The 1,312-nt window shown below is 38.0% G+C and carries 2 protein-coding genes; both read right to left on the bottom strand.

Annotation, left to right across the window (positions count from 1 at the left end):
- Window positions 1–351: hypothetical protein (locus AC1DPQ_RS27985; RefSeq protein ID WP_477611604.1), on the bottom strand; the 351-nt coding region annotated here is incomplete at its 3' end.
- Between the two features lie 10 nt (window positions 352–361).
- Window positions 362–1,312: helicase HerA-like domain-containing protein (locus tag AC1DPQ_RS27980; RefSeq protein WP_477611603.1), on the bottom strand; the 951-nt coding region annotated here is incomplete at its 5' end.

The raw sequence follows: 1,312 nt of genomic DNA, 5'->3' as shown, positions 1-1,312 counted from the left end.
ATCTACTGCCGGCAATCCATTAATGTACTTATCTGATATATTTAAATCGGGATTTAAAAGTTCAAATGCTGTAACTGGTTCTGCGAAATACATCAAATTGCCGTTCTCATGTTTGAAAATTAGCTTATCATCCATTACATTATACTTTAAAGGCATATCTGCATAATGTTTCCCCGATTTAGTGGTTACTTTTCCTTTAACCCAGTAATCAAATAAATAAGGAGAGCCTGTTACATCTTCGTACTTTATTTCTCTTAATTGGGTGCCCTGGACTTCTGCAAATGGAGTAAGTGCATATTGACTATAAGCGTTTAATGAAATAAGTGAGAGAACTAAAAATAGATATTTCATAGTTAAGTTTTTAAAATCCAAAAAGTCCACCACCGGTTTTTGAGCGTGTTTTCTTTCCTGTAAGCATGCCAAAAATACCGCGAACAATTTCTTTACCAATCTGGCGTGTTATTGTTGCGCCCATTACCTGTTCAACAAGGCTCTTTTCGCCCGGTTTAGGCTTGCTTTCTTGCTCGGCCTGTTTCTGAGCCTCAACTTCCTGCTTTTCCTGTTCTGCTGCTGCAGTTTGCTCATTAATGCGTTTAGTTAAAATGTCATAAGCACTTTCAGGATCGATAGGGTCTTTATATTTAGTATACTTCGAACTGGCATGAACAAGCTGATCGAAATCAGCAGCGGTAAGTGGTCCCATTACAGCCCTTGGTGGGGTAAGCATGGTAGCAGATACCTCCGTTGGTATGCCTTTTTCATTTAATACCGTAACCAAAGCTTGTCCAGTACCCAGTGAGGTTAATATTTTATCGATCTCGTAGAAATCTGATTTTGGATAGGTATTAACTGTTTTTTTCAAAGCATCTACATCATTAGGCGTAAATGCTCTTAATGCATGTTGTACGCGGTTACCCAGTTGCCCTAAAACACTTTCAGGCACATCGGTAGGCGCCTGGGTACAGAAGAAAACGCCAATTCCTTTTGAACGGATTAACCTGATAATGGTTTCAATCTGCTCTAAAAATGCTTTCGAAGAATTTTTGAACAATAAATGTGCTTCATCAAAAAAGAAGATCAGTTTTGGTTTGTCTAAATCGCCAACTTCGGGCATGGTATTAAATAACTCAGCCAGTAAGCTTAATAAAAATGTAGAATATAATACGGGCTGATTTTGAACATCTGCAATATTTAACAAACTGATGGTTCCTTTGCCATCAACACGCTCGAAAAGATCTTCTATATCAAAAGATTTTTCGCCAAACATACCCGCTAATCCTTGCTGCTCTATGGCGACGATTTTTCTTAATAT

Source organism: Pedobacter sp. 01T416_2, assembly GCF_056398925.1.
This window is presented reverse-complemented; position numbering and strand designations above follow the sequence as displayed.